The organism is Gelidibacter sediminis, assembly GCF_004364975.1.
GTDB classification, from domain to species: domain Bacteria; phylum Bacteroidota; class Bacteroidia; order Flavobacteriales; family Flavobacteriaceae; genus Gelidibacter; species Gelidibacter sediminis.
The window spans coordinates 403,420-430,297 of the sequence record NZ_SOBW01000008.1 but is presented as its reverse complement, the minus strand read 5'-3'; the positions used below and the strand labels follow the sequence as shown (position 1 = coordinate 430,297).

The 26,878-nt window shown below is 35.7% G+C and carries 27 protein-coding genes and 1 riboswitch; of the genes, 13 read left to right on the top strand and 14 right to left on the bottom strand.

All coding sequences use genetic code 11. The annotated features are described in order from the left end of the window. Positions 1-3 precede the first annotated feature (3 nt). Positions 4-1,236, bottom strand: a complete 1,233-nt coding sequence (locus BXY82_RS08570; protein WP_133757786.1) for a glycosyltransferase family 4 protein — start codon at positions 1,234-1,236, stop codon at positions 4-6. A 104-nt stretch (positions 1,237-1,340) separates the two neighbouring features. Beyond that, positions 1,341-1,814 (bottom strand): heme-binding domain-containing protein, encoded by a 474-nt coding sequence (locus BXY82_RS08565; RefSeq protein WP_133757785.1) that lies wholly within the window; start codon positions 1,812-1,814, stop codon positions 1,341-1,343. Positions 1,815-2,075: 261 nt separating this feature from the next. Here BXY82_RS08565 and purB point away from each other — a divergent pair, with 261 nt between their 5' ends. Next, a complete protein-coding gene (gene purB / locus BXY82_RS08560; protein WP_133757784.1) occupies positions 2,076-3,419 on the top strand; it encodes an adenylosuccinate lyase in 1,344 nt (447 codons plus the stop codon). Positions 3,420-3,422: 3 nt separating this feature from the next. Continuing rightward, positions 3,423-3,608 carry a hypothetical protein gene (locus tag BXY82_RS08555; protein WP_133757783.1) on the top strand — a complete coding sequence of 62 codons (186 nt, stop codon included), beginning with the start codon at positions 3,423-3,425 and terminating at the stop codon, positions 3,606-3,608. A 44-nt stretch (positions 3,609-3,652) separates the two neighbouring features. Here BXY82_RS08555 and BXY82_RS08550 read toward each other — a convergent pair whose 3' ends face one another. From BXY82_RS08550 to BXY82_RS08535, 4 genes are read right to left on the bottom strand one after another with little or no spacing between them, the layout of a single operon-like run. Next, a complete protein-coding gene (locus tag BXY82_RS08550; RefSeq protein WP_243835760.1) occupies positions 3,653-4,198 on the bottom strand; it encodes a DUF4252 domain-containing protein in 546 nt (181 codons plus the stop codon). 2 nt (positions 4,199-4,200) lie between these two features. Continuing rightward, complete coding sequence (locus tag BXY82_RS08545; RefSeq protein ID WP_243835758.1) at positions 4,201-4,827, bottom strand: DUF4252 domain-containing protein; 627 nt, start codon at positions 4,825-4,827, stop codon at positions 4,201-4,203. A 20-nt stretch (positions 4,828-4,847) separates the two neighbouring features. Further along, entirely contained in the window at positions 4,848-5,345 is a 498-nt protein-coding gene (locus tag BXY82_RS08540) for a hypothetical protein (protein ID WP_133757782.1), read from the bottom strand. Further along, positions 5,332-5,841, bottom strand: a complete 510-nt coding sequence (locus BXY82_RS08535) for an RNA polymerase sigma factor (protein WP_133757781.1) — start codon at positions 5,839-5,841, stop codon at positions 5,332-5,334. Before BXY82_RS08535 ends, BXY82_RS08540 begins: the two co-directional genes overlap by 14 nt. 152 nt (positions 5,842-5,993) lie before the next feature. Here BXY82_RS08535 and BXY82_RS08530 point away from each other — a divergent pair, with 152 nt between their 5' ends. Then, on the top strand, positions 5,994-7,478 hold the full coding sequence (locus BXY82_RS08530; RefSeq protein WP_133757780.1) for a S41 family peptidase: 1,485 nt from the start codon (positions 5,994-5,996) through the stop codon (positions 7,476-7,478). Between the two features lie 83 nt (positions 7,479-7,561). Here BXY82_RS08530 and BXY82_RS08525 read toward each other — a convergent pair whose 3' ends face one another. Beyond that, positions 7,562-8,620 carry a YncE family protein gene (locus BXY82_RS08525; RefSeq protein WP_133757779.1) on the bottom strand — a complete coding sequence of 353 codons (1,059 nt, stop codon included), beginning with the start codon at positions 8,618-8,620 and terminating at the stop codon, positions 7,562-7,564. 3 nt (positions 8,621-8,623) lie between these two features. Next, positions 8,624-10,453 carry a TonB-dependent receptor plug domain-containing protein gene (locus BXY82_RS08520; RefSeq protein WP_133757778.1) on the bottom strand — a complete coding sequence of 610 codons (1,830 nt, stop codon included), beginning with the start codon at positions 10,451-10,453 and terminating at the stop codon, positions 8,624-8,626. A 29-nt stretch (positions 10,454-10,482) separates the two neighbouring features. Beyond that, a riboswitch (cobalamin riboswitch) is annotated at positions 10,483-10,697 on the bottom strand. A 107-nt stretch (positions 10,698-10,804) separates the two neighbouring features. Here BXY82_RS08520 and BXY82_RS08515 point away from each other — a divergent pair. The 7 genes from BXY82_RS08515 (at position 10,805) to BXY82_RS08485 (ending at position 17,320) form a co-directional block, all read left to right on the top strand. Next, positions 10,805-11,950, top strand: a complete 1,146-nt coding sequence (locus tag BXY82_RS08515; RefSeq protein ID WP_133757777.1) for an ABC transporter substrate-binding protein — start codon at positions 10,805-10,807, stop codon at positions 11,948-11,950. A gap of 31 nt (positions 11,951-11,981) precedes the next feature. Beyond that, complete coding sequence (locus BXY82_RS08510) at positions 11,982-13,004, top strand: FecCD family ABC transporter permease (RefSeq protein WP_133757776.1); 1,023 nt, start codon at positions 11,982-11,984, stop codon at positions 13,002-13,004. 1 nt (position 13,005) lies between these two features. After that, entirely contained in the window at positions 13,006-13,800 is a 795-nt protein-coding gene (locus tag BXY82_RS08505; protein ID WP_133757775.1) for an ABC transporter ATP-binding protein, read from the top strand. Between the two features lie 127 nt (positions 13,801-13,927). Next, the gene (gene rmuC, locus BXY82_RS08500; RefSeq protein ID WP_133757774.1) at positions 13,928-15,313 is read left to right on the top strand and encodes a DNA recombination protein RmuC; all 1,386 of its coding nucleotides are present in this window, start codon (positions 13,928-13,930) and stop codon (positions 15,311-15,313) included. Then, positions 15,306-15,869: an acyl-CoA thioesterase gene (locus BXY82_RS08495; protein ID WP_133758625.1), complete on the top strand. Its 564-nt coding sequence runs from the start codon at positions 15,306-15,308 to the stop codon at positions 15,867-15,869. The genes rmuC and BXY82_RS08495 overlap by 8 nt, the downstream gene beginning before the upstream one ends. 126 nt (positions 15,870-15,995) lie before the next feature. Further along, positions 15,996-16,622, top strand: coding sequence for a SatD family protein (locus BXY82_RS08490; protein WP_243835756.1), 627 nt, complete (start codon positions 15,996-15,998; stop codon positions 16,620-16,622). Continuing rightward, the gene (locus BXY82_RS08485; RefSeq protein WP_133757773.1) at positions 16,619-17,320 is read left to right on the top strand and encodes a DUF3307 domain-containing protein; all 702 of its coding nucleotides are present in this window, start codon (positions 16,619-16,621) and stop codon (positions 17,318-17,320) included. Before BXY82_RS08490 ends, BXY82_RS08485 begins: the two co-directional genes overlap by 4 nt. A 66-nt stretch (positions 17,321-17,386) precedes the next feature. Here the strand turns inward: BXY82_RS08485 and BXY82_RS08480 are convergent, their stop codons facing one another. The 3 genes from BXY82_RS08480 to rpmH all read right to left on the bottom strand — a co-directional run bounded on the left by BXY82_RS08480 (position 17,387) and on the right by rpmH (position 21,051). Beyond that, on the bottom strand, positions 17,387-17,791 hold the full coding sequence (locus BXY82_RS08480) for a T9SS type A sorting domain-containing protein (protein WP_133757772.1): 405 nt from the start codon (positions 17,789-17,791) through the stop codon (positions 17,387-17,389). Between the two features lie 148 nt (positions 17,792-17,939). Further along, complete coding sequence (gene carB, locus BXY82_RS08475; protein WP_133757771.1) at positions 17,940-20,792, bottom strand: carbamoyl-phosphate synthase large subunit; 2,853 nt, start codon at positions 20,790-20,792, stop codon at positions 17,940-17,942. 97 nt (positions 20,793-20,889) lie between these two features. Then, entirely contained in the window at positions 20,890-21,051 is a 162-nt protein-coding gene (gene rpmH, locus BXY82_RS08470) for a 50S ribosomal protein L34 (RefSeq protein WP_133757770.1), read from the bottom strand. Between the two features lie 264 nt (positions 21,052-21,315). Here rpmH and BXY82_RS08465 point away from each other — a divergent pair, with 264 nt between their 5' ends. From BXY82_RS08465 to BXY82_RS08455, 3 genes are all read left to right on the top strand, one after another. Beyond that, positions 21,316-22,191: a DUF6263 family protein gene (locus BXY82_RS08465; RefSeq protein ID WP_133757769.1), complete on the top strand. Its 876-nt coding sequence runs from the start codon at positions 21,316-21,318 to the stop codon at positions 22,189-22,191. 3 nt (positions 22,192-22,194) lie between these two features. Continuing rightward, the gene (locus BXY82_RS08460; protein ID WP_133757768.1) at positions 22,195-22,758 is read left to right on the top strand and encodes a DUF2892 domain-containing protein; all 564 of its coding nucleotides are present in this window, start codon (positions 22,195-22,197) and stop codon (positions 22,756-22,758) included. Between the two features lie 185 nt (positions 22,759-22,943). Beyond that, on the top strand, positions 22,944-23,651 hold the full coding sequence (locus BXY82_RS08455; protein ID WP_133757767.1) for a hypothetical protein: 708 nt from the start codon (positions 22,944-22,946) through the stop codon (positions 23,649-23,651). 7 nt (positions 23,652-23,658) lie between these two features. On the opposite strand, the gene cls is transcribed toward BXY82_RS08455, so the two are convergent. The 3 genes from cls to BXY82_RS08440 are packed head-to-tail and all read right to left on the bottom strand — an operon-like array spanning position 23,659 to position 26,755. Beyond that, positions 23,659-25,116, bottom strand: a complete 1,458-nt coding sequence (cls, locus tag BXY82_RS08450) for a cardiolipin synthase (RefSeq protein WP_133757766.1) — start codon at positions 25,114-25,116, stop codon at positions 23,659-23,661. After that, positions 25,116-26,045 carry a lytic transglycosylase domain-containing protein gene (locus BXY82_RS08445; protein WP_133757765.1) on the bottom strand — a complete coding sequence of 310 codons (930 nt, stop codon included), beginning with the start codon at positions 26,043-26,045 and terminating at the stop codon, positions 25,116-25,118. Before BXY82_RS08445 ends, cls begins: the two co-directional genes overlap by 1 nt. Positions 26,046-26,086: 41 nt before the next feature. After that, on the bottom strand, positions 26,087-26,755 hold the full coding sequence (locus BXY82_RS08440) for an alpha/beta hydrolase (protein ID WP_133757764.1): 669 nt from the start codon (positions 26,753-26,755) through the stop codon (positions 26,087-26,089). Positions 26,756-26,878 lie beyond the last annotated feature (123 nt).

Sequence of the window (26,878 nt, the reverse complement as noted above, 5' to 3'; positions counted from 1 at the left end):
GCATCATTTGTTTTTAGCCTCAATCCATTTACTCATATATTTAGTGGATTGTAGTGTATGATGCTGCAACATTTGTCCTGTAAAATTTTGGTGCCGATGTTTTTCTAATTGAATGATGGTATCATTTATTTTAATAAAGAAGTCTTTGTGAAATTTATGAGTATTAAAGCGTTCTGTTAACGCTTTAAAACCATATTGCTGTTTTTCCTTCCACAATACTTCATCTCCGTATAATTGCACCGCCTTGTCTGCAAAGTGTTGTGGACAATCTTCCACGTAACCATTGGGCCCTACATGTCCAAACATACCTTCTGCAGCTATGGAAGTCATGATGCAAGGTGTACCATTTATCATGGCATCTATTAGTTTGCCTTTTAATCCTGCACCGAATCTTAGAGGAGCTAAACATATTTTGGCATGTGCCATCACTTCATTTACATTCTCTGCAAAACCTTTTATCAGAAACCCGCTAGCTTCATGATGCAGTTGGTTGATTTTTGGTGAGGCATAGGCGCCATAAATATGCAATTTGGTCTCAGGGAGTTGTTGATTGATCAACGGCCATATGGTCTCTTTTAAATACAAAATTCCATTATAATTTGGCTCATGAAGAAAATTACCAATGGTTATGAAATTTTGTCGCTGATTAAATAATGGTAAATTTTTAACAGTCGTATTGGAGTTGACATCCAATTGAAATGGTAAATAAAATAATAGATTTTCGGGAACCCCAAAATCATGCATCAATAGTTTCATTTCAAACTCTGAGATAATTAATGAAAGATCGCAACGGTAAATACTGGCAATTTCACGTTTTGCATGGGTATTAAATAAATAGGATTGATCAAAATCAGTCTTGTCTTTAAGGGCTTGCTGCCTACCTTTTCTCAAGGCATGCAAATCTTCAGTATCCAATACTTTAAGGGCATTTGGGCATTGTTCAGAAACACGCCAACCGTACTGCTCCTCGGTCATAAATCGATCAAAAAGTACAACATCAGGTTTCAAACTTTTTACAAAAGAATCAAAACTGGACTCGTTCATAGCTATTGTTGCTTGAACAATTCCAATTTCAGAAAGATCAAAGGCCCTGTCACTTTTAGAAGAGGCACTCGCAAAAACAATGTCGTATCCTTCCTTTTGAAAGCTTTCAATAAGTTGCATCATCCTGCTACCGGCCGCGGAACTTTTAGGTTCTGGCCAAACGTGACCAATGATTAGTAATTTTGAAGCCATTATATAGTCTAAATTTAAAATATGTTAAACATAAAAATTCCAAATTCTAATTATGTATCTCATATTATTTTAGAATTTGGAATTCAGCAGATTGAACCTTAAAATCATTGCGGTTGTGGGGCCAAACTGTATTTAAGTCGCACTTTTTTACCCCATTCTACAACAGCCGCTATTTGCGCATCGGTTAATTTTGCTTCAGCGTGGGTATAAGTATAAGATTCCAATGGCATCTCTTTGCTTTCAACCATTTCTATCAGTTCTTCAAATTTATGGTCTTTCTTTTTAACAGAATAACCATCCCATGCCGAAATATTAAAATGTTTTTTACCATCTTCAATATGTTCCGCCAACCAGAAATTTAGTGGCGTAATATTGTTGTACCAAGGATAGTTTGTCACATCACTATGGCAGTCAAAACACGATGTTTTTAAAATTGCGGTCACTTCTTCATTCGGATTGGTATCCTTTAAAAACGTTTCGAATGAGGTGATACTACCTGAATTTTCTTCCGGATCAATATATTGTGCCAAGACAAAAACAATAAGGAGTCCAACCAAAATAATTTTCAAAATTTTCATCTCTGCTTATTTAAGGTTAAAAGTATGAAAAAGTGGCGAATGATTAATGTAAAAGTGGAAGGTGAACAACAAACTGAGCTGATTATTGGCAACACCATGAGCTTTCAATTTTAAAGAGACCTACAAATTGTCAATTAAAACATTCATTAAAAAAAATCAGTTGGGTTGGTCCTTATTTTAATCATTCTTCATACTTCCTGCTTCTAACTTTCTTTCTTATCTTTGCAGCTTCTTTAAACACAACAATTAACAACGCAATCAATGTCATTAACAACTTTAAATGCCATCTCACCAATTGATGGAAGGTACAGAAACAAAGTATCTAGTTTAGCTGAATATTTTTCTGAAGAAGCCCTTATTAAGTATCGTGTTCAGGTAGAAATTGATTATTTTATCGCTTTGTGCGAACTGCCATTACCACAACTTAAGGCTTTTGATGCTTCAAAATTTGATGATTTAAAGGCTATCTACAAAAACTTTTCTACGGGAGATGCCTTGGCAATTAAAGAAATAGAAAAAGTTACCAATCACGACGTTAAAGCGGTTGAGTATTTTATTAAAGAAAAATTTGATGCCCTTAATTTAAATCAATACAAAGAGTTTATCCATTTTGGCTTGACTTCTCAAGACATCAACAACACTGCAATTCCTTTGAGTATTAAGGAAGCTATGAATGATGTTTATGTTCCTGAATTCCGTAACGTGGTTAAAAAATTAAAAGAACTTTCAGATGCATGGGCAGATATCCCAATGTTGGCACGTACGCACGGACAGCCGGCCTCTCCTACGCGTTTAGGAAAAGAGATTTCAGTATTTGCAGTGCGTTTGGAAGAACAGTTTAACTTATTAAATGACATCCCAAGTGCCGCTAAATTTGGTGGTGCTACAGGAAATTTTAATGCCCACAAAGTTGCCTATCCTTCTATTGATTGGAAAACGTTCGGTAAAGATTTTGTGCAAGGCAAATTAGGCTTGCAACATTCTTTCCCAACCACGCAAATTGAGCATTATGACCATATGGCCGCCTTGTTTGATACGCTTAAACGCATCAATACGATCCTTATAGATTTAGATAGAGATTTCTGGACCTATGTGTCTATGGATTATTTTAAACAAAAAATAAAAGCAGGAGAAGTTGGCAGTAGTGCCATGCCGCATAAAGTAAACCCTATCGATTTTGAAAATAGTGAAGGTAACTTAGGCATTGCCAATGCTATTTTTGAGCATTTATCTGCAAAACTTCCAATTTCAAGATTACAACGAGATTTAACAGACAGTACCGTTTTAAGAAACGTGGGCGTACCATTTGGACACACACTTATCGGTTTTACAAGCACGCTGAAAGGATTGGGCAAATTAGTATTGAATGAGCCTAAATTTAAAGAGGATCTCGAAAACAATTGGGCCGTTGTAGCAGAAGCTATTCAAACTATCTTGAGACGTGAGGCTTATCCAAATCCTTACGAAGCTTTAAAAGGATTGACCCGAACCAACACAAAAATCGATCAAAAGTCGATTTCAGATTTTATTAATACCTTAGAGGTATCTAAAGATATTAAAAACGAGCTTAAGCAGATAACGCCAAGCAATTACACCGGAATATAACATATGACTCAAATTGACTTCATTGCCCGCACACTAACTGGTATACTAGCGTTTGGATTTTTAATTGCGGCTATTTTTGATGTCCTAGACTATGCTATTGTGAAGCTCTTACTATTTATCATCTTTGGAGGTCTTACAATGGCCATGTTGATATGTTTATTCAAAAACGAAAATCACCCAAAAACCTAATGGCTTTGGGTGATTTTTTAGTTTGTCACGTTATGAGATTTCAATTAATTGAAAAACGCCTTAAATTGATTGAGTTGCGAATCGTCAATTGAAGCTTTATCCAGTGTCGACACCAAAGACATAATTTTGTTGGGGTTCATTTCTTTACCTAAAATTCTTACCACTATAAATCCTTTGTCATCACTATTACCAAATACAATAAACTCATCAACGTCATCTTCTTCTCCTAAAAATTTGACAATAAACTTGCCATCTTCAGGGTTTCCACCACGCATTAATTCCTGATACTTAGGATCAGCTAAAATAGTGCTGATTTCTGTCAATTTGGCTTCGTAATCGTCCATGTTATCTGCCTTTATCTTATAGGCCAACATGTTCAGCTTCTTAATAGATTCGTAAGCGTTCTTTTGATCTTCACTCAATTGCATTTTATCAATATTTAACATGCTCAACGGCACATCAATTGATAAAAAATTAGGCTGCTCTTGGTTATCTACGTAATAGGTTTGTAATGATGGTCCTTGGTTACAACTAAAAAGCGTTGCAACCAATAGCACCATTCCTGTTATTTTTTTGATTGATGATTTCATGATTATTGTTTTTTACCTTTACTTGCTTTTTCAAGGTGTTGCCCACCAGGTACATTCATTTTGCTGGTGATTTTAGAAATCTCTCTCAAATCGATATCGCCAATAATAGATACCACAATGGTTTCAATATCTCTTTTTTCGCCATTAATTTCAATCTTGGCATCTTGCGTCAGTTCTTTCAAACCGTTAATGTACATAAATAGTTCTTTTACATGGTTTTCATCACGGCCTTCCTTAACATAAAACTTTACCGTTTGGTTTCCATCCTTAAAACGCATCAGCTCATCTAATTTTGCAGAGCCAATGTATTTTTCAGCATCAGCAGCAAGGTTTGAAGAAATCGTTTTATCTCCTGTGCTCAAAACTTTGATACTCTCCACTTTTTTGACCATATCTAAAAATCCTTGTGCTTCCGGATCGTCGAGATCAACATCAATAGTTGCAATCATTTTAAACATTTTCTGACTGATAACTCCTGAGGTTACCCCTTTCATCGATTCATATTTACTAAAAAAGCTTTGTCCGAAGGATAGCATTGGCAAAATCATAATAGCCAATGCAATGATTGCGGTTTTACTTAAATTGCTACCCATTTGCAGATATGTGCGAAGTTGTTTTACATTTTTCATAATTGTTTGTTTTAATCGTGTTAGTTGTTTTTAATTATTCTTTTTGCTGTATTTTGAAAATCCTTAAGATAATTAAGGTTTCCTGCGCCTTCATTCAGCTTTGAAGACACCAATTTAAAAGCTTCTAAATTTCCCGATCCTTTGTTTAATTTTGATGAGACGAGATTAAACACCTCTATGGTTTGATTGTAGGCCAATAATTCTTCGTGACTTAAATCATCAAAACTCGTTTTTTGATTCATTTGATTTACTTGATAATAAGCACCAGCCATTAATGTGACCACCGCTGCAACTGAAACCCATTGATAGATTGTTTTACGTTTTGCTGGTAATGTAACCGCTTTGGTAAACTTTTCCTGTCTGGAATGAGATACATATTGAAACAAGAGTTTATAAGATTCCAAATGCGGCGGAATGTCATTCTGTGCAAAATAGGCTCTAATTTGAGCTTCTTCAGCCAAGGTTGTCTCAGCATTATCATACTTTTCTAAAAGTTGTTCTATATTATCTAATGCCATAGTGATGTTTATTTGTCAATTGTTCCCGTATTGTTTTTCTGGCTCTTGAAAGCGCAACTCTCACTGCAGTTTCATTCATGTCTAACATTTTGGCAATCTCTTCAAAATCATATTCTTCAATATCTCTGAGCTGCACTATTATTTTTTGTTGTTCTGGCAACCCCTCCATAATTTTCGACACCCAACGTATACTATCATTATTTTCAATCTGTTTGTGCAATGACACATTATGATCTTGATAATTGCTGTGCACAATCTTCAAATTCTGTGCCTGTTTGGATTTTAACCGGTCTAGACACAAATTTTTTGTCATGGTCATTGAAAAGGCTTCAACATTATTATATTTTTCAATAGAAGTGTTGTTCTTCCATAATTTCAAAAGGACCTCTTGCGTGGCATCTTCTGCCTCTTCATTGGAAACCAATAGACGCTTGGAGAGTCTATAAATCTTATCCTTAAAAGGCATTACCAATTTTAAAAAATTAGTTTGTGTCATTATGGTTAGTTTATAACAAGGGAGTTAAGCCTGTTTCTATCATTACGACGAAACAGGACCAGTTTTGTTACAATTTATTTTTATTTTACAATAATGGTGGTAAATTTAGACCAAAATAACGCTTCAAGTTATTGATTAGAAAAAGAAAACTTATGAAAATTTTAAAGATTGCCCTGTTTGCCCTTGTGGTTTTTAGCATCAACACCAGTTGCTATGAAGATAAAGATGACAACATTGATAATATCATTGACGAGACAGAAATTAATGAGATTAATGATTTTGTATATAAAGCCATGAACATTTTTTATCTCTATAAAGATGAAATTCCAAATTTGGCTGATAATCGTTTTGAATCTGAAAAAGCGTATAAGGATTATATTAACGGTTTTGAGAAACCTGAAGATCTTTTTGAAAGTCTACTGTATCAACCAGAACTCGTTGATCGTTTCAGTTTTATTACTCCAGATTACATTGAGTTAGAACAACGGTTTGCCGGTGTTTTTAAAAGTAATGGTCTAGAATATAATTTCTATAGACAACCGCAAGACCCAAATGCTGTTTTTGGTCTTGTACGTATGGCTTTAAATGATAGTCCAGGAAGTATTGCCGGAGTAAAACGTGGTCAGATTTTTAATGCTATTAATGGTGTACCTATGACTGTTGAAAACTTTGGAACATTATTGGCACCTGATACCTATACTTTAAATTTCGCCAATTATAATACCAATGGCACTTCTACTGTTGAGGATGACCGTATAGAATCTAACAATACCGAAGTCACATTAACTAAAGTAGAGTATAATGAAAACCCAATCCATGTCTCGAAAGTTTTAACAGTAGATGGAGCGAAAATAGGTTACCTAATGTACAATGGGTTTACTAGAAATTATGACGAACAATTAAATAACGCTTTTGGCGAATTTAAAACTGCAGGTGTCCAACATTTAGTTTTGGATTTAAGATATAATGGAGGCGGATCAGTAAATACAGCAGCGCTTTTGGGGAGTATGATAACAGGTCAATTTACTGGTCAGGTTTTTTCTAAACTTGTGTATAACAAAAATTTGCAGTCAGAAAACACATCGTTTAATTTTAGAGATTCTGCTAGTGAGGCAGGCGGCACTATTAACTCTCTTAAATTAAATAAAATTTATGTGCTGACCACAAGTAGAACGGCGTCGGCGAGTGAGTTGATCATTAACAGTCTTTCGCCTTACATTGAGGTGGTTCAAATTGGAGACAAAACCACAGGAAAATCGCAAGCGTCCATTACTTTATATGACTCTTCTAATTTTTCTCGTGCCAATGCCAACCCAAATCACACTTATGCTATTCAACCTTTGGTGGCTATGTCTATAAACAAAAATGATCAGCCCGTAGCACCTTCCGGATTAGAGAGCTCAGTAGCTGCATTTAGAATGAGAGAGAGCGTTAATAACCTTGGAATTTTAGGAGATGAAAACGAGCCGTTTTTAGCTAAAGCAATTGCTGATATTACTGGTAACAATCGTCCAGCACCATTTAGTATCGATAGAAATCTAACGCCATTAAATGATCAAGTAGACGCGAATGTGTTGGATAATGAAATGTATATTGATGTTGATGATACCAATTTAATCTTTAACAAAGTACAGTAAATTATACACATTATTTAACAAAAAAAAACCGCTATAAAGCGGTTTTTTTAATTAATGTAAAAGGATTTGAGACAAAAAAGGAATTAATTGTTGAAGTAGATACCGCCTGGTATAATACCAACCTCCTTAGAGTTTTTAGCAGTATATGTGGCTAAATCATAACTTTTAAAAATGCCATTGTTTGTGTAGTCTCCTGCATCTACACCATATAACACACCATTATTTACAGTCATATAATTAAAATTAACACCTTCAATGACCGCTGTAGACGGCAGATTGGTACTATCTACATCATACTTATAAACTTTACCACTCATATAGTAATACAAAGATTCCCCATACGTTAAATTAGTTGGATGTTGGTCTATAGCAAAATCAAGACTGCTAATAACCGTATTATTTGTGGGATCAATCACACTCAATTTACCGGCAGTTTCATCTTGAGTCCAAGAAGGTTTGCCTTCAGCTAATACATACAATTGGCCAAGATTATCGAATGCCATAGAATTTGGAACATCGCCCACAGTTATAGTTTTTAAAACTGTAGCATTTGCATCTATTACAGATACAATATTGTTTTGTCCATATCCGCCTTTGTGCGCTACATAAGCCGTAGTCGCATTAGAGACAATACGCTCAGGGCCTTCTTCCACCGAAATGGTAGTAGTTATTGCAAAAGTATTTAAATCAATAACTGCAACATAGTCATCGGACGGATCAGAACCATCGCCCCAATTGGTTACATAGCCCTTGCCTAATAAGACCGTCATGTAACGCGGATTGTTTAGACCAGAATCAATTGTCGCAACAGACTTGAATGTATAACGGTTGACCACTTCAATTTTTTGTGAATTATTTACAATGATAAAGGCCAAATCTTCATAAAACTCGATACTTTGCACCGTATCTCCTAACAATTTACCATTCACATTTGAAAAAATTGTATTCTCGGCATACGAAAAATCGGTTGATACAAATGACACTGAACCATTGCCTTGGCTATAATTACCTTCGTTTGTTATCAGAATACCATCTTCATAAGCACCACTGGCTTCTGTCTGGATATTATCGTTGTCATTACTGCAAGAGAATGCTAACATTACTAGTGATAATCCTAAGATTAAATGTTTTTTAATTTTCATAGTTTAAAATTTGAGAGTTAATTGTAATTGATAATTTCGGTTGGGCATGGGACGCAATGCCACATTTTCATAGGTTGTATTATAAAGATTATTGATATTAAACTGTAAAATGGAATGAACGTTTTTGGCGATTTTATAATTATAGGAAAGTCCTAATTTGCCCACATCATACTTCTCTAACTGTCCTCCAATTATGTTGACTTCTCCATTAAATTGATGCTGATAGAATAATTCTACAACTTTAAAACTATAACTGAGGTTTACATTGAACTTGTGTAACGGAACATAGATGAGTTGCTTTGCACTGGCATCATTTTTAGAAACCGTATAAGAATACCCTGAGTTCATATTTAAATGATGGCTTCCGATAGTATACTTAAGGAAAAGTTCCACTTCGCTACCATAAGTTTTAACCTTATTAATATTTTGCGGACGAAATAATCCAGTTTTATCTGGTACCCACTGAATCATATCTTTGGTGTTGATATAATAGGCATTAAATTTTAGATCGATGAATTTAGATGAGAATTCTTGACCCAAATCCACCTGATAAGAGGACTCAGGAAGCAAATCCAAATTACCACCAGGACTCCAATACAAATCATTAAACGTGGGTACCCTAAAATTTTTGGAACCATTTATCTTTACGGCATAACTTTCATTAAAACGATATTCGCCATCCACAGAAAATACGAACGGACTTTGAAAATCTGATGTAAAATCTTTTCTGATGTTCAATCCATAAATCAGACGTTCAGAAAGCTCATGTCGCCACAATGCGGTGGCGGAAAATTCATCCCTGTTTGGGCTTGCAAAATTATCTCCGTTGCCCGTGTACTTGGCAAACTCTATAATAGTCCGCAAATCAATAGCCTCGGTAAGTTTGATATTGAGATTGTGATTTCCTATAAAACTTTGGACGCGACCAAAGGAAAAGTGTTCTGCATCTTTATTCTCAAAATATTTAAATTCTTCAAGAAGATGCGCCACTTTCACCTTTGAGGTGTACTGTCTTTGAAAATAATCCCATTCCAGCATGGACCTGTAATTGGTGTCTTCGTATTTACTTTTTGAAGGTGCCACAAGCGTTCCTGAGAAATTCCGATCCCCTGCAAAACTTTGATGATACAATTTGAGCACATGATGGTCATTAAGCAGATAGCCCGCATTGAGATTAATACTTAAATTATCGTATTGCCCATTATTATTAATTTTATCGGTGCCCAGATATTTATAGTCATTTTCTGAATTGACATAGGCAATTCCAAAATTAACCGACCAATGTTCTGAACCCGTAGAAAGTCCGTAATTTGCCAGCTTGGTATCAAAACTGCCATAACGCATTCTAACCGTATGATTGGTGTGTTTTGTAAACGACAAGTCATTACTCAAATGCACACTCCCTCCTATGGCACCACTGCCGTACTGCACACTACCGCCACCGCTCCGGATCTCAACAGCATCATAATTGGAGGTATTAATTGTGTTAAAATCAACTTGCCCGTTAAGCTGTGAATTGATATTAATACCATTCCAAATTACAGCAGTCTGTGAGGCATTTGTGCCTCTAAAAGAAGGTGAGGACACCATGCCATAGCCATTTTCCTTAAAATAGATATTTGAATTATAGCGCAGCAAATCGGTCAAAGACAAGGAATTTTTCTCTAAGATAGAATCGCCTAAAGTCCTTATTTTATAACCCGACGCATAGCGTTTCAATTTGACATCGCTCAAGATGACTTCGTCCAATTTTTGGATAGAATCCAATTGTGATTGAGCAATTGTAGAATTACCAATACTAAAAAGTAAAAATATATAAACTAGTCTTTTCATAATCTTAAGGCTCTTTACCCGAAAGCCGCTCGTGATGGATGAAATTGGCAGGTCTCCTGACTTGTTTTATGTTACAATACCTTCCCAGTGTTAACCAGTGGCAATTGAAGTGTGTAACATCTCAATTTGAGTCGCCCAAAATTTGGACAAAAACTTACAGTTGCGGGAACAGTCCTGGATTTTAACCAGATTCCCTTTTAATCGACATAGATGAATATGTCAAACCAAAATTCTGTGCAAAACTAATCATTTAAAATGGATTCCGAATGATGAAATGAAAGGTTTTAAAAATGGTCCTGCCATAAATTCAATTAATTAATCTTAAATTTGACATTTAAAACCAAAACCGCTTTGAAGACTTTTTCCTTAGTATTTCTATTCCTATTCCTTGTAAATTGTAAAGACACAGCGCCTTCCAAGACATTAAATGAAGCTCCGACAACGCAACAAGATACGTTGTTATATGCCCAAGGTTTTTCAATTGAAGACTTTCAAGATTTTAAGGTTTTAACGATTAAGAATCCGTGGCCAAAATCAGAACATATTTTTCGATATGCTTTGATAAGCAAAGACATGGCGCCCAAAATCACTTTGAATAAAGATGACTATGATGGTATTTTGATAACCCCAATTGAAAAAATTGTCGTCACTTCTACCACACATATTCCTGGTTTGGAATTGTTAAATGTTGAACACACATTGGTTGGTTTTCCAGGAACAGATTATGTGTCTTCCGAAAAAACACGTGCGTTGATTGATCAGGGCTCCATTAGAGAATTGGGTAAAAATGAAAGCATTAATACAGAAGTCTTATTGGAGCTGAGACCAGAAGTGGTCATCGGTTTTGGGATTGATGGTAATAATAAAACTTTTGATAATATTCAAAAAGCGGGCATTCCTGTGATTTTTAATGGAGAATGGATAGAAGCTTCACCGTTGGCAAAAGCCGAATGGATTAAGCTTTTTGGAGTTTTATATCAGAAAGAAAAGAAAGCAGATGCTATCTTTAAATCTATTGCATCTGATTATTTGGAAGCTAAATCAATTGCTAAACAAGCCACTAATCAACCCACCGTTTTAAGCGGTGCCATGCATAAGGATGTCTGGTATTTACCAAGCGGTACGAGCTCAGAAGCGATTTTATTAAAAGATGCCAATGCCAATTATCTGTATAGTGAAACCACTGAAAAAGGTAGTTTATCACTTAGTTTTGAGACTGTTTTTGAGAACGCAAACGACGCAGATATTTGGATCAGCCCCTCCTACTACCCAAGTTTGGAAGCTATTAAAAAGGCAAATTCGCACTATACCAAGTTTAAAGCCTTTAAAACAGGAGAAATATATTCATTTGTAGGCACCACAGGGGCAACAGGTGGCGTTTCCTATTTTGAAATGGGCATGGCGCGTCCGGATTTAGTTTTGAAAGATTTGATAAAAATCTGCCATCCAGAACTCATGGAAGATTACGAGCCTTACTTTTTTAAACAATTGAATTAAAGCTTTTAACCAACGGCAAATATCCAACTACTTGTACATTAAATACACATACCCTTTCTTAAGTTTGATAGCCTTGCTCATCATCTTTTTTTTCGTAAACATTAGTTTGGGTTCTGTGTCAATTCCTACGCTAGAAATTTTTAAAAGTCTAGTGGGCAACATTGAAAATGAATCATGGCAATACATCATTCAAAATTACCGTTTACCTAAAGCGTTTACTGCCATTTTAGTAGGATCGGGCCTCGGCATCTCAGGATTATTGATGCAGACCCTTTTCAGGAACCCGCTCGCAGGACCGTTTGTTTTAGGCATCAGTTCGGGGGCGAGTTTAGGCGTGGCATTGGTAATTTTGGGATCTGGACTCTTTGGTGGTGTTTTTGCAAGTGTATTAACTTCAAAATGGAGCATTGTTGTAGCGGCCAGTTTAGGTAGTTTTTTAGTATTACTCGCGGTTATGATCGTTTCATCACGGGTAAGGGATACCATGGCCATACTTATTATTGGGTTGATGTTTGGAAGCATCACATCAGCGGTGGTGAGCGTGCTCTCTTACTTTAGTTCTGCAGAGGAGTTGCAACAGTATGTTTTCTGGGGATTTGGAAGTTTGGGCAACCTCTCTTGGAATGAATTGTTGATCTTTTTCTTAATCTATACAGCCGGAATAGTAATGACCATTAGTTCGATAAAAGGATTGAACACCTTATTATTAGGCGAAAACTATGCAAAGAGTCTGGGTTTAAATTTGAAACAAAGCCGACTGATCATCATTATAGCCACAAGTTTATTAGCAGGAACAATAACTGCCTTTGCGGGTCCTATAGCTTTTATAGGGTTAGCTATTCCGCATATGACGCGTCAGGTGTTTCACACCTCAAATCATAAAATCCTGTTACCAGCAGTCTTTTTATTTGGCGGTATCGTGATGCTCATTTGCGATAGCATTGCACAATTACCAACCAGCGATTATACGCTTCCAATAAACGCCATTACCTCGCTAATTGGGGCGCCAGTAGTCATTTGGCTGTTAACCCGAAAACGTAAAATGTTTTTTTAAAGTGACAGAAGCACAGCAACATATCGTCCTTGAAACTAAAAATTTGTCCGTTGGCTACACTTCTAAAAAAGGTGCCAATGTTATTGCGAATTCAATAAACATTTCATTACATAAAGGTCAATTGGTCGGGTTAGTGGGTGCAAATGGGATTGGAAAATCGACGTTATTAAGAACTTTAACCACGGTTCAAAAACCCTTGCAAGGCGATATTTATATCAACTCAAAATCGATTATGGAGTACACCACTGTAGAATTGGCAAAACAGTTGAGTTTGGTGCTGACAGAACAAATCGCTTCAAAGAATTTATCTGTTTTTGAATTGGTGGCTTTAGGACGGCAGCCGTATACAAATTGGGTGGGCAATCTTTCTGACACAGACCTCGAGATTATTGAACAAGCATTCCAATACACAAACATAAGCGCCCTTAGAGATAAAAAGTGTTATGCATTGAGCGACGGCCAATTACAAAAAGTTATGATTGCAAGGGCTCTGGCCCAAGACACAGATTTAATCATCTTGGATGAACCTACCACACATTTAGACATGTACCACAAGGCATATATTTTAAAATTACTTCAAAAATTAGCCAAAGAAACCGGAAAGACCATTTTATTTTCTTCGCATGAAATAGATTTGGCCATTCAATTGTGTGATGCGATGATTGTGATGAGCAGCACTGAAGTGATTTCAGGTACGCCCTGCCAACTGATCTCAAATGGAACTTTTAATACTTTATTTCCAGAAGATTTAATTGCGTTTGATCAGACTACGGGACGCTTTACAGTCAACAAATAATCTCGAATTGGCGAAATGATGCAAGCGCTGCACCAAATGTCTCACTTTTTACTGCGCCTAAATCTTCTTTTCCCAGCAATCGGTCATCACCCAAAAAAATCTATCTTTGATAAATTTGAAATTTTAAATGGACGATACTATCCTTATCATAACAGTTATTCTTATTGCCGGTGGCATTGGTGCTTATATGGGCTTGACCTTAGCCAAACTGAAAAGCAAAGCCGAACAAGGCGCGCTAGAAGAGCGTATTCTCAATCTACAACAGCAGCATCAAGATATAAAACTTCAGCATGCTTCAGAAGTTCAAAAAACGGAACATCATTATGAAACACAGCTCACTTCAATAAAAGATTCGCTAAACAAACTAGAACAGGAGCGCGAACACATCCGCAGGGAGAAAGAGCTTCTAAATACAGAATTGATACGCAAAAATTCAGATTTTGAAAATCTCGCCCTAAAAAATCAGGAACAGAAAGCTGAAGTTGAGAAATTACAGGAGAAATTCACCAAAGAATTTGAAAATTTGGCCAACAGAATTCTCGATGAGAAATCAAGTAAATTCACCCTGCAGAACAAAGAAAATATTGATGCCATTTTAAAGCCATTGCAAGACAAAATTCAGCATTTTGAAAAGCGTGTGGAAGAAACCAACAAGGAAGATATTACTAGAAGTGCTGATTTACGACGTCAAATTATCGGACTGACGGAGCTTAATGAGCAAATGAGCAAGGAAACGACAAATTTAACCAAAGCTTTAAAAGGCGATACTAAAATGCAAGGGAATTGGGGCGAATTGGTGCTGGAACGTGTTATGGAGCGTAGCGGACTTCAAAAAGATAGCGAATATTTTGTACAACAAAATTTTACCACGGAAGATGGTAAACGGGTAATGCCTGATGTGGTCATCTCATTACCGGGCGATAAGAAAATGATTGTAGATTCCAAAGTGTCCTTAGTGGCCTACGAGCGCTATATTAATGAAGTTGACGAGACTGAACGGGCTAAACATCTAAAAAATCATTTGCTATCCGTTAGAAAACGGGTGAGCGAATTGGGCGAAAAGAATTACCACCAACTCTATGACATGGAAAGTCCTGATTTTGTATTGCTATTCATTCCAATCGAATCCGCTTTCGCCATTGCCTCTATGGAATACCCGGCACTGTATAGTGATGCCTTTGAAAAAAACATTATTATTGTGACGCCTACAACCCTACTTGCCGTTTTAAAAACTATAGACAGCATGTGGCAAAACGAGAAACAAAAGGCAAACGCCATAGAAATTGCCACACAGGCAGGCCGACTGTACGATTCTTTCGTTAATTTAACTGACGAATTGATTAAAGTGGGCAATCAGCTTGGCACAGTTCAAAAATCGTATGATAGTGCCATGGTAAAATTAACCGGGAAAGGCAACTTGGTGAAACGGGTAGAAACACTTAAAACCCTTGGTGCCAAAGCTAGTAAACAACAAAACGAAAAATTATTGAAACGCGCTACTGATGATGACTAATACACAAGATGATAAGATCTATAAAAAGGTAGATGACTCCCGAATCTTAATTTCAGAATTGATGCAACCCTCCTACTCCAATTTTAACGGTAAAATTCATGGTGGGTACATTTTGAATTTAATGGACCAAATTGCCTTTGCATGTGCTTCAAAACATTCCAAAACCTACTGTGTTACCGCATCTGTAGATACTGTAGATTTTTTAAATCCTATTGAAATTGGCGAGTTGGTTTCGATGAAAGCCTCCGTAAATTATGTCGGAAATACATCGATGGTGGTAGGCATTCGGGTTGAGGCCGAAAATATTAGAACTGGTGTTGTAAAACACTGTAACTCATCCTACTTTACAATGGTTGCCAAAGATGACGATGGAAATTCAGTTGAAGTTCCAGGCTTGATTTTAAATGATAAGCAAGAAATTAGACGCTTTTTAAAGTGCCTGAAGCGTCTAGAAATGAAACAGTTAAGACAGAAAGAATTTGAAGAAAAAGATTTCTCTCCAAATGATTATTTACACATTTTGGATGCTTACAAAGTGAAAGTTATGCTTTCATAATTTTTACATCTCGTAAATATGTGATATATTTGAATATCACTTAATAAATTGATATTTTACTTTATCACTTAGATAGAAGATAAAATGAGTAATGAAGCTTATTGGTGCTATTAATGTAAAGTATGTATGACTGTAATAACGAGTATTTTAACTGGAGATATTATTAAGTCCCGCTCTATCAAAGATTCAGGAAGATGGTTGACAGTATTAAAAGAAGCCTTAATAAAGTCTTCCCAAAATAGTAGTGACTGGGACATTTATAGAGGAGACAGTTTTCAATTGGAAACTCCAATCATTGCCGACAGTCTTAGAGCGGCCATATATATAAAGGCCTGCATTAAAACCATTAAGGGTCTAGATGTACGTATTGCCATAGGCATTGGTGAAAAGACATTTACAGGTCAAAGCGTGGTGGAATCTAATGGTCCAGCTTTCCAATACTCTGGTGAAACTTTAGAGCAATTAAAAAAAGAAAAGGTTAATCTCAAAATAAAAACAAACGATTCACAATTAGATGAAGCGCTTAATTTGTATTTTAAATTAGCTCTGACCATTATGGACCATTGGACTGCCAATTCTGCGGAAATTGTCAAGTTATACCTCGAACAACCTCAAGCCCTCCAAGAGGACTTAGGTCAACAATTAGGAATTAATCAAAATGCCGTAAGTAGCAGACAGAAGCGCGCACAATTGGATGTTATTATGCAGCTGGAAGCGCTCTATCGCAAAAAGGTAACACACTTACAAATATGATCTTGATAAAACTCATACTTGCCCATCTAATTGGAGATTTTTTTCTGCAACCAACATCTTGGGTAAAAGAAAAAGAGAATCGAAAGTTAAAATCGCCAAAACTTTATCTTCACGTCCTCATCCATATTGCATTGCTATTTCTAATCCTTTGGGATTTTACGCTATGGCCAATTATTCTGACCGTCGGAGTTTCCCATTTTGTCATTGATGCCCTCAAACTTATACTTCAAACAAAAAAAACTAAACGCTTACTATTCTTCATTGACCAATTTCTACACCTCTCAGTCCTCCTAGCAATTTACTGGGAGCAATTATCCAAAAAAGGATTTATAACCGAGCTCTTTACAGACCATACACTTATTCTTTTAACCTGCATTGTCTTCTTAACCCTTCCCGTCTCCATTATCATGAAAACCATTTTTATGAAATGGGATATTTCAAAACTGACCGAGGGTAATGAATCGCTTAAGGATGCCGGAATGTATATTGGCATTTTAGAACGTATTTTGGTATTTGTATTCGTGATTTTAAATCATTGGGAAGCCGTTGGTTTCTTGATTACGGCAAAATCAGTGTTCAGATTTGGCGATCTAAAGGAATCCAAAGAACGAAAATTGACAGAATACATCTTAATAGGCACCCTTATTAGTTTTGGAATTGCTATATTGATAGGCCTAATGTACTTGATGATTATTTGATTATATTACAAAAAAACCACCTTAGCGGTGGTTTAATGTAATACTGATTATGTGATTACAATTTATTTATTGCTTTACAAATCTCTTAATATGATTGCCATTATCAGACGAAATTTTTACGAGATACACCCCGTCATTCCATTTGGATATGTCAATTGTACTTGAGAGTTTAGATAGCGGTTTAGATATAATTTTATTTCCCAACACATCAAAAATCTCCAGTTTAACATTCGTAATACCCTTAGGTAAAATCAATTGAAATTTGGAACTGGCAGGATTCGGCGTCATTTTAAAATCAGTCAACACCTCTCCATCCTGATCTAGAATATAAGTGTTAAGCGGCCATACATGATCTTCATTTAACATCTTAGAGTCATAATTATAAACCTCCATAGCTTCAACAGCGCTGGTGCGAGCGTAGCTAAAAGAAATTAATAATAAACCCAAAAGGGATAAAGTAATTTTTCTCATATAAGCTTCATGTTTAAAACAATATTATACACTCTATTTATGCGTTCTAATTTATAAATTTAAACCAGAATTATCAAACGGCATCTTGTTAATAATCACTAAATTACAAATTATTAACAAGATTTACCGCGTGACTATACTTTTTTTATTATTTACTTAGATACATTTTCCGTCTTGAGTACAGGTTATAGAACTCATCATCCTTCAAACTATCAATAAATAAGATGCTTTCTCCTGTACTCTTCATTTCAGGTCCTAATTGCTTATTCACATTAGGGAACTTATTAAAAGAGAATACCGGCTGTTTGATGGCAAAACCTTCCAATTGCGGATTGAAATTAAAGTCCGTGACCTTTTTATCGCCCAACATAACTTTTGTAGCATAATTTACATAAGGCTCCTTATAGGCTTTAGCAATAAACGGTACCGTTCTTGAGGCTCTAGGGTTGGCTTCAATGATATACACCACATCATCTTTTATGGCAAACTGAACGTTTATTAATCCGACAGTGTTCAATGCCAAAGCAATTTTTTTGGTATGATCTTTAATTTGTTGCAGCACAAACTCTCCTAAATTAAAAGGTGGCAATGTCGCGTTACTATCGCCTGAATGGACACCACATGGCTCTATATGCTCCATAATGCCTATAATGTAGACATTTTCTCCATCACAAATAGCATCTGCTTCAGCCTCAATGGCTCCATCCAAATAATGATCTAACAACAATTTATTATTGGGCATGCTTCGAAGCAAATTCACCACATGTTCTTCCAACTCATTTCTATTGATGACAATCTTCATTCCTTGGCCTCCAAGTACGTAAGATGGTCTTACGAGTATCGGAAACCCAAGTTTATTTGAAATTTCTAAGGCCTCATCTGCCGTAGTGGCTACATCAAATTCTGGATAAGGAATATTATTTTCCTTTAATAATTTTGAGAAACTTCCTCTGTCCTCAGCTAAATCTAATGCCTCATAAGTTGTACCAATTATTTTGATACCATATCGGTCTAATTTTTCGGCTAATTTTAAAGCTGTTTGGCCACCTAACTGCACAATTACACCTTCTGGTTTTTCATGACGAATGATGTCGTAGATATGCTCCCAAAATACAGGTTCAAAATATAATTTATCAGAAATATCAAAATCTGTAGATACAGTTTCCGGGTTACAGTTGATCATGATGGTCTCGTATCCACATTCTGAAGCTGCCATTACCCCATGCACACAACAATAATCAAACTCGATTCCTTGCCCAATTCGGTTTGGTCCTGATCCTAAAACAATGATTTTCTTTTTGTCAGTAACCACACTTTCATTCGCTGAAATCCGTGTGCCGTCTGGCGTTTCCATTTCATTTTCAAAAGTAGAGTAGTAATATGGGGTTTGTGCTTTAAACTCAGCAGCACAAGTATCAACCAATTTATATACACGTTTAATTTTAAGCGCCTCACGTTTATTGTACACTTGGCTCTCCAAACAATCCAACATATGCGCTATCTGTCTGTCTCCATAACCTTTTTGTTTTGCTTCCAATAACAAATCGCGGTCAATTGTGTCAATCGTAAACGTTGAAATCTCTTTTTCTAAATGATATAATTCTTCATATTGTTTTAAAAACCACATGTCAATTTTGGTGATTTCATGAATGCGACTCAACGGAATTCCCATTTGAATGGCATCGTAAATCACAAACACACGATCCCAACTGGCATGGGTCAATTTATCTATGATCTGATCATAATCCTTATATCCTTTACCATCCGCGCCTAGTCCGTTACGCTTAATTTCCAAAGATTGTGTGGCTTTATGAAGTGCTTCTTGAAATGAACGGCCAATGGCCATAACCTCTCCTACTGATTTCATTTGAAGCCCTAATGTTCTATCAGAACCTTCAAACTTGTCAAAATTCCAACGTGGAATTTTTACAACAACGTAATCTAAGGTCGGTTCAAACAAAGCGGATGTCGATTTGGTAATTTGATTACTCAACTCATCTAAATTATATCCGATGGCCAATTTTGCAGCAATTTTTGCAATTGGATACCCTGTTGCCTTACTTGCCAATGCAGAAGAACGCGATACACGTGGATTAATTTCAATTGCAATGATATCCTCATTTTCATCAGGACTCACGGCGAACTGCACGTTACAACCTCCTGCAAAATCTCCAATACTACGCATCATATGGATAGCCATATCACGCATACGCTGATAAGTAGTATCTGATAAGGTCATTGCAGGCGCTACTGTTATGGAATCTCCAGTATGAATCCCCATAGGATCCATATTCTCGATGGTACAGATGATGACAACATTATCATTTTTATCTCTTAACAACTCCAACTCATACTCTTTCCATCCAATTAGAGCTTTATCAATCATGACTTCATGGATTGGAGAGACTTCCAATCCGCGAGTCAGCAATTCATCAAACTGATCTTCAGTATGTACAAAAGAGGCTCCTTCACCACCCAATGTAAAAGAGGCTCTAATAACCAATGGAAATCCGAATTCCTGTGCTATTTCTTTACCTTCCAAATATGATGTTGCCGTGGCCTGGGGCGCCATGGGCACGCCAATTTTAAGCATTAACTCTCTAAATTCTTCTCGATCTTCAGTAATGTTGATTGCATTTATGTCTACTCCAATTAGCTTCACTCCGAAGTCATTCCAAATACCTTTTTCATCCGCCTGGATACACAAATTTAATGCGGTCTGACCACCCATTGTTGGTAAAACAGCGTCTATTTGGGGATGTTCTTTTAAGATTTGGATAATGGACTTAGTTGTTAGCGGCAATAAATAGACATGATCAGCCATCGTAGGGTCTGTCATAATAGTTGCCGGATTGGAATTGATGAGGATAGTTTCTATACCGTCTTCACGAAGTGAACGTAGAGCTTGGGTACCAGCATAATCGAACTCACAAGCTTGTCCGATAACGATTGGACCTGATCCAATAATAAGTACAGATTTGATGTTTTTATTTCTAGGCATTTTGATGGATTTTGTATTGCAAAAATAAATATGATTTGGGTACAAAAAAAGGCGTTACACCTAAGTAACACCTTAATATATTAACAATTGTTAATCATTATCTTTTATGTCTTGCTTCTGAAGATACAGATAGTTTTTTTCTTCCTTTAGCTCTTCTACGTGCAAGAACCTTTCTACCATTAGCAGAAGCCATTCTTTCTCTAAAACCGTGTTTGTTTTTTCTCTTTCTTTTCGATGGTTGAAACGTTCTTTTGCTCATTGTCTTATATCTTTAAAATAATCTTGTATAGTCTAAAATATCAATTGGATGCTCTCTCCAAAACTGCGGGCAAATATACAAAGACTTTTTACTCTGACAAATCTAATATTAAATTATTTTGCATATTTTTTATCAGGTAAATTTATGCTCAAAGATAGCATAAATATTACGCAGACAAAGCGACTTATAAGTTGAATTATGAATGTCAACTTAAAAAAAATTAGTTTCTTTGTATTTTTATTACAATAGCCACAATATCCGCTTATGAAAGTGTACAAATTTCTACTTATTTTTCTACTCACTTTAGGCGTTAATGCCCAAAAAACATTGCATTACAACCTTAAAGTAGATGATACATTTCAGGTTGAGCAAGAAGCCAAACAACATATTATACAAGACATACAAGGTGTGGATCAGATTATTGATAACCACTTAAGGAGCACCATGAATTTTAAAGTGGTTAATGTAACGCCCCAACTTATAACCTTAGAAATGGTATTTACCCATATGAAAATGACTATGAGTTCTCCTAGTTTGGGAGAATTGTTGAATGCAGATACTGACATTGAAGATGAAAATGATCTCACATCAAAAATGTTCAGAGGCACATTAAACATTCCTGTTACCATGGTTATGGAAAACACTGGTAAAATTCAATCTATTACAGGTGGCGACAAATTGATTGCTTCCATGTTTAAGGCTGCCAATATAACAGATAAAGCTGCAATTGAAGCAAATAAGGCCCAATTTGAGAAGCAATTTGGAAGTGAAGCACTCTCCAATAGTTTTGAACAAATGACCTATTTTTTACCTAGCAAGCCAGTTAAAGTTAAAGATTCTTGGCAAAATACTTATAAAGGCGATTTAAAGGCTGAGAATAATTGGACCTTAAAAACGTATAATGAAAGTGTTTATGAGGTTTACGGCACTGCTAATACAACAATGTCCAATATTGACGACAATATTATGATGGTCCTCACGGGCACTCAAGAAACGCTTATAAAGGCGACTTCAAAAACTGGGCTTTTCACTAACATTACTGTTACCGGCAACTATATTGGAGATACCCAAATTCATGCTTCCAACATGACCATTCCAACAGAAATAACCTCTACAATTACTTATAAATTATTAAATTAAATCATGTACAATAAAAATTTTAAACTTGTTATTACAGCGTTAATCCTTGCTTTTGCCGTCTATCAATTTACTGAAGGCTACATTGGCAACGGCATCATGCTTATTTTACTTTCTTTAATTTTTGTATTTCTATATTTTAAAAATGAATTTATCTTATTAGCATTTTTAAGGTTGCGTAAGCAAGATTTTGTAGGTGCCAAAAAATGGTTGGATAAAATTAAAAACCCATCCAGCGCATTGGTCAAGAAGCAAGAAGGTTATTACAATTATCTGCATGGGATTATGGTTTCTCAGACCAACATGAATGAAGCAGAAAAATATTTCAAAAAAGCCTTAAGCTTTGGGCTTGCCATGGATCATGATATGGCTATGGCAAAATTAAATTTGGCTAGCATTGCCTTTAGCAAAAGACGTCCTCAAGAAGCAAAGTTGCTACTAAACGAGGCACAAAAACTAGATAAGCGCAACATGTTGGCTGATCAGATTAAAATGATGAAAGACAGCATGAAAAAAGCGCAGATGCCCAATCAGCATTACGGCGGAAACAGGCAAGGCCGAAGACGTTAATCCTATAAATATTGACACTATATAGCCACAAAATCTTGTAGTTATTTAAACATTAAAAAAACGCTTCTATAAGAAGTGTTTTTTTTATTTAAAGTTCTGCAGTCTTTTTACGCTACTTATCGAGAAGTTTTGTAGGTGTAACAAACTAGCAGTATCTTTGTAATAGCCAATAGAAAGCGTTATAAATGGCCGTAAGACAACTACTTGCACTTTTACTAATTGCCTATGCGCCACTTCTCTTCGCTCAAGAAGAAAAAGTTTACTTTGACGACGCTTTATCCGAACATTTAAAGCGATTTAATAATCAATCTGATATAGCATTAAAGCAAGGGCTACCAGAAAAAGTTGATATTCTATTCGATTCTTTGGTAAAAAAGCATTTAAAAAACACTTATATTTTTGATCTAAAATTTAAAAAAGCTTCAGGAGGCAAACTCTATACAGAAACTATTAACCAGCCGTTTTTGCTCATCACTAAAAACTCAGCCATTATTCAAACTAAAGCTGAAATTCGCAAAATTAACAGTCTAGCCAGCGAGTACAAGAATCGTGTAACAATAATTGTTGTGTATTGGGATAAGCGGCGTATCGCTAAAAAAAAGGCTCGAAGCTACAATAACCATGTTACCGTTGTATATGCTGATGAACGCAACAACAACATGAACAATGCCTTATCAATTTACAAACACTCGTTTGGAGTACCTGCATGTTTCTACATTAACAAAAACAAACAGATTGTTGATATAGATAGGAAATTTTTTCTAAAGAATTTGAATGCCACGACTAAGAACCTATTTGTTGAAAAAACACAAAAAAGCATTTCTGATTTACTGGAGTCTGAAAACAAAACCAATACATCTCTTATCATCGATGACTTTTCTATAATAGATTAACCCTGAATTAAAGCAGAGGAGCCCATAAGCGGCAGTAAGATTCCTTAAGCTTTTCGCTTTTTGGTCTATTAAACCATCGCTCTTTATCAATCATCTCACTATCTTCAAGATCTTCAAAAAAATGCGCCTTTAACTCCAAACTTTTCGCTTTATTATAGATGATGGCATTGATCTCAAAATTGATATTAAAACTTCTGTAATCCATATTAGTAGTGCCAACCGTAGAGAAAACATCATCTACCACCATTGTTTTGGCATGAATAAAACCTTTACAATACCTATAAATTTTAACATCCGCCTCTAACAAACATTCTATATAAGAATTGGTTGCGTGCTTTGCCGTCCATGAATCAGAATCTTTTGGAATGAGCAACCGCACGTCTACCCCACTTTTTGAGGCCACTTGTAATGCTGTGATAATTTGTTCGTTAGGGATAAAATATGGCGTTGTTAGATACACATATTTATCAGCAGTTACAATGGCTGTAAAAATTACCTCCATAATGTTGGCCCAATCCGTGTCTGGGCCACTTGCTGCAATTTGCATGGCAACAAACTCTTTGCAGTTTTCCTTAGGAAAAAAGCTTTCTTCCATTTCAATCCTTCGTCTTGAAACAAATTCCCAATTCATTAAAAAATGAATTTGTAAAGATTTTACAGACTCACCAATGATGCGCAAATGTGTATCTCTCCAATACTCTGGTGAATTGTCATAATTAACATACGTATCGGAGACATTAATGCCGCCTATATATCCAATTTCGCCATCAATAATTACGATTTTTCGATGGTTTCGATAATTCATCTTCCCTGTAAACCCTGGAAACAATACGGGCATGAATGAAAACCATTCTACACCACTCTGCTCCATCTTTTTCTTATTCTTTCTAGAAACACTACTCCCAACATCATCAATACTCAATCTTACCTTAACTCCCTCCTTTGCCTTCTCACATAAGAGATCAATAATTTCTAATCCAATTTTATCATCACGTAGAATATAATATTCCATATGGATATGCTGTTTAGCCTCTTTAATATCCTTTATAAGAAATTTAAACTTATTTTCACCATTTTTAATGATATCCACTTCATTATAAGTAGTAAGTGGGGCGTTTTCACTGCTATGTAATAATTTAACCAGTTTTATTTTATCATCTAGAAGATCCTCTTTTAAATCTGAAATCTCCTCCTTATCCGGTTTCAATCGCTTACTGACATCAGTAATTAACTTTTGGTTTAAAATGTTTTTTCTGTTGAAGATTTTATTTTTTCGGTACTCTTGTCCAAATAAGTAATATACAATAAGTCCGAAAAATGGAAAAAAAACCAAAACGATGATATAGGATATCGTTTTGGTTGGATTGATGTTTTTTGTCAGCACGGTAAATGCCGCCAAAATAACCAGTAGATAATTAAAACTTATAAGAATTATCCATATATTATTTGAGATGAAGCTCGTCATTAAGATTTATTGTAATAGCCTTTTTCAGGAATCTCAATAATGTATTTTTTACCTGATTTATTATTTAAGTGAGGTTCTCTTAACCACGGGTTATGAATTTTAAGAATTTTATAATTAATACCATATTCTTTAGAAAACGCAGCAAAGTCTTTGACTTCTGTATCTACCGTAACTGAAAATGTTGGAATGTTGGAATAAAGGTCTGAATCTTCAAAATTAAACCCATAAGTCTTTGGATTTTTTAAAATTTCCTTTAACGCTACAATTCTGAACATATAGCGTCCGGTCTCCTCTCCTAATAATAAATCATAATAATCATCAACACCCTGCTCTCTTAAACGTCTTGAAATTCCTGCGTTTCCAGCATTATAAGCCGCAGCGGCTAAAGTCCATGACCCTAGATTTTTTTTGGATTGCAATAGATATTTACAAGCCACTTCCGTAGCCTTCTCTAAGTGGTAGCGTTCATCCACATTATCATTTACCTCTAAGCCATTCTCTCTACCAGTGGCCGGCATTATTTGCCAAACTCCTCTTGCGCCCGCAGGAGAGACAGCATTTGTCAACCCACTTTCTATGACCGCCAAGTACTTAAAGTCATCTGGGACACCATGCTTTTTAAGAATTGGTTCAATAATTGGAAAGTATTTTTTGGCACGCTTAAACATTAATAAACCATTAGATTGCCAATACGTATTGACAAGAAGTTCTCTATCCATACGCTCATAAACATCAGGGTCAGAAATAGGAAGTTTTTCTCCCGCAAAATTGAGATCATTTGGTAATTTAATAGCATAGACATTATAACTGTTACTGGTGGTCGGTTCTGGCTCAACAGTAGTTTCTATAGGCTTTTGCACTGCAAATATGAACAGTCCTGAAATGCAAACAAGTCCGACGATGGCTAACAAATTCTTAATAATCTTCATGTTGTAATTTTTTATAAATGTATTAAATATATCAATAACTTTTAATTTGAACTTTCTATTATAGCGGGCAGATTTTTATTGAACCATTTGTATTTTGTTACGACCATAATATGGGTACCGCCCTCTACTACAATACAATTTCCGCCACACGAATGCGTAAAGATGGCATCTTTATTACCATGTATGTAAATAGCGTCCTCTAAAGGCTTATCCTGATTCCATAGCAACATTTCTTTTAACGCCCAGTCCAGATACTTTTTATCATTAAATGCAAGATAGGTTTTATACAAATCTATGCGCTTGCTAATGGTATTATTGAATGCATATTTTTGGAGAACGTCTAAATTAGACAACAATTGTGTAGGGGCAAATTTATAAGCTTTTATGAACTTTGCAATTTTCATGCGCTTAGGAAGCTCATGTTTAGATTTGACGCTACTGATGACAATAAGCTTACGCACTTTCATATACTTGCTCATTTCCTGCACCAACACACCACCAAAAGACACTCCCAATAAGACAGGGTTCTCATGATTGATATGTTTAATCATGCGTTTTGAATAGTGCTCCAAACTTTCATTGTCCTCAGGAATCAACCATTCCAGCCAATATACTTTATAACGCGTTTCAGGAAGTTTTATCCGATCAAAAATAGTTGGTTTGGCTGCCATACCTGGCATCATATATACCGGAATAATGTTGTTCTCCATCTGCTATATTCACATTTTGACTCTCATAATGTCCTATATTGGCAATTTAAAAAAAACTTTAAAGTAAAACATCCATAAGCCATTATTTCATAAGCATTTAACAATTAATGAAGGCATTGCTAT

What these genes read in the sequence shown, in the direction of transcription:
- BXY82_RS08570 (WP_133757786.1), bottom strand. Translation starts at nt 1,236, where the DNA reads ATGGCTTCAAAATTACTAATCATTGGTCACGTTTGGCCAGAACCTAAA.
- BXY82_RS08565 (WP_133757785.1), bottom strand. Translation starts at nt 1,814, where the DNA reads ATGAAAATTTTGAAAATTATTTTGGTTGGACTCCTTATTGTTTTTGTC.
- purB (WP_133757784.1), top strand. Translation starts at nt 2,076, where the DNA reads ATGTCATTAACAACTTTAAATGCCATCTCACCAATTGATGGAAGGTAC.
- BXY82_RS08555 (WP_133757783.1), top strand. Translation starts at nt 3,423, where the DNA reads ATGACTCAAATTGACTTCATTGCCCGCACACTAACTGGTATACTAGCG.
- BXY82_RS08550 (WP_243835760.1), bottom strand. Translation starts at nt 4,198, where the DNA reads ATGAAATCATCAATCAAAAAAATAACAGGAATGGTGCTATTGGTTGCA.
- BXY82_RS08545 (WP_243835758.1), bottom strand. Translation starts at nt 4,827, where the DNA reads ATGAAAAATGTAAAACAACTTCGCACATATCTGCAAATGGGTAGCAAT.
- BXY82_RS08540 (WP_133757782.1), bottom strand. Translation starts at nt 5,345, where the DNA reads ATGGCATTAGATAATATAGAACAACTTTTAGAAAAGTATGATAATGCT.
- BXY82_RS08535 (WP_133757781.1), bottom strand. Translation starts at nt 5,841, where the DNA reads ATGACACAAACTAATTTTTTAAAATTGGTAATGCCTTTTAAGGATAAG.
- BXY82_RS08530 (WP_133757780.1), top strand. Translation starts at nt 5,994, where the DNA reads ATGAAAATTTTAAAGATTGCCCTGTTTGCCCTTGTGGTTTTTAGCATC.
- BXY82_RS08525 (WP_133757779.1), bottom strand. Translation starts at nt 8,620, where the DNA reads ATGAAAATTAAAAAACATTTAATCTTAGGATTATCACTAGTAATGTTA.
- BXY82_RS08520 (WP_133757778.1), bottom strand. Translation starts at nt 10,453, where the DNA reads ATGAAAAGACTAGTTTATATATTTTTACTTTTTAGTATTGGTAATTCT.
- rmuC (WP_133757774.1), top strand. Translation starts at nt 13,928, where the DNA reads ATGGACGATACTATCCTTATCATAACAGTTATTCTTATTGCCGGTGGC.
- BXY82_RS08495 (WP_133758625.1), top strand. Translation starts at nt 15,306, where the DNA reads ATGACTAATACACAAGATGATAAGATCTATAAAAAGGTAGATGACTCC.
- BXY82_RS08490 (WP_243835756.1), top strand. Translation starts at nt 15,996, where the DNA reads ATGACTGTAATAACGAGTATTTTAACTGGAGATATTATTAAGTCCCGC.
- BXY82_RS08485 (WP_133757773.1), top strand. Translation starts at nt 16,619, where the DNA reads ATGATCTTGATAAAACTCATACTTGCCCATCTAATTGGAGATTTTTTT.
- BXY82_RS08480 (WP_133757772.1), bottom strand. Translation starts at nt 17,791, where the DNA reads ATGAGAAAAATTACTTTATCCCTTTTGGGTTTATTATTAATTTCTTTT.
- carB (WP_133757771.1), bottom strand. Translation starts at nt 20,792, where the DNA reads ATGCCTAGAAATAAAAACATCAAATCTGTACTTATTATTGGATCAGGT.
- rpmH (WP_133757770.1), bottom strand. Translation starts at nt 21,051, where the DNA reads ATGAGCAAAAGAACGTTTCAACCATCGAAAAGAAAGAGAAAAAACAAA.
- BXY82_RS08465 (WP_133757769.1), top strand. Translation starts at nt 21,316, where the DNA reads ATGAAAGTGTACAAATTTCTACTTATTTTTCTACTCACTTTAGGCGTT.
- BXY82_RS08460 (WP_133757768.1), top strand. Translation starts at nt 22,195, where the DNA reads ATGTACAATAAAAATTTTAAACTTGTTATTACAGCGTTAATCCTTGCT.
- BXY82_RS08455 (WP_133757767.1), top strand. Translation starts at nt 22,944, where the DNA reads ATGGCCGTAAGACAACTACTTGCACTTTTACTAATTGCCTATGCGCCA.
- cls (WP_133757766.1), bottom strand. Translation starts at nt 25,116, where the DNA reads ATGACGAGCTTCATCTCAAATAATATATGGATAATTCTTATAAGTTTT.
- BXY82_RS08445 (WP_133757765.1), bottom strand. Translation starts at nt 26,045, where the DNA reads ATGAAGATTATTAAGAATTTGTTAGCCATCGTCGGACTTGTTTGCATT.
- BXY82_RS08440 (WP_133757764.1), bottom strand. Translation starts at nt 26,755, where the DNA reads ATGGAGAACAACATTATTCCGGTATATATGATGCCAGGTATGGCAGCC.